Below are 466 nucleotides of genomic sequence, written 5' to 3'. Positions count from 1 at the left end.
CAGACCTAGCGACAGTCCCAAAACGGGCGACAGTACAAATGTAATGGCATTTATCGTGATGTTGCTTGCGTCTGCTGGTGGACTGGCTGGAACATATCTTTACAAACGCCGTAAAATGAAGAAATCATAAGGCGGTAACGGTATGAGGAAAGAAAAATCACGCTCTCCGCCGAAGCTGTCAAACGGCAGATTTTTGCTTATTCTGGCTTGTCTGCCTACAACCTGCAAGAACACGGATAGTCAAGGGTGCGTAAGCATTGATTTTACCCTTTACTATCTGGGGGATTGCTGGTACTTCCCAAACCGCCAGAATAAGAAATCACAATTAAAAAACTTATCAAATATAGAAAGAAACGAGGTAAAACAATATGGAAATGAAATATGTCGTGCCAGATATGGCACAGTCTTTTGGAACTCTTGAATTTGCAGGCGAAAGCGAGCCAGTCTTTGAAAGAGATAAAAATAA

General features: G+C 42.1%; 2 protein-coding genes. Both read left to right on the top strand.

Translation table 11 applies throughout. The annotated features are described in order from the left end of the window. On the top strand, positions 1–130 hold a 130-nt coding region (locus tag LJE11_RS20940; RefSeq protein WP_442860897.1), incomplete at its 5' end, for an LPXTG cell wall anchor domain-containing protein. 238 nt (positions 131–368) lie between these two features. Next, positions 369–466 (top strand): DUF961 family protein (locus tag LJE11_RS19315; protein WP_139354902.1); only part of this gene is annotated, 98 nt, incomplete at its 3' end.

This window comes from Blautia sp. DFI.1.216, assembly GCF_020594215.1.
GTDB classification, from domain to species: domain Bacteria; phylum Bacillota; class Clostridia; order Lachnospirales; family Lachnospiraceae; genus Blautia_A; species Blautia_A wexlerae.
This window is presented reverse-complemented; position numbering and strand designations above follow the sequence as displayed.